Below are 267 nucleotides of genomic sequence, written 5' to 3' on the forward strand. Positions count from 1 at the left end.
GTGTAAACGATAGACAAGGAGCGTTTACATGTTCATTAAAGGAAATTTTCTCTACACGCCGTCACGCCATGAACTGACGATCCGTGAAAATCAATATGCCCATATCGAAAACGGCGTCGTAACGGGCTTCATGACGGACCTGCCGGAAACGACAGGCCCGGAAACAGTCGTCGATTACAGCCAGGATATCATCATTCCGGCCTTCGTCAAAGCCGAGGCCGCGGTTTATGTACTGCGGGGCGTGGATATGCAGGTCGACGAAGGCCG

Annotated in this window: 1 pseudogene; it reads left to right on the top strand. The window is 52.1% G+C overall.

The features are described 5' to 3' along the window. Positions 1 to 28: 28 nt before the first annotated feature. Positions 29 to 267: pseudogene (locus tag ACY0MJ_RS22390) on the top strand (hypothetical protein); the annotation flags it as partial.

The sequence above is a fragment of the Ramlibacter sp. bp-362 genome, assembly GCF_054956735.1.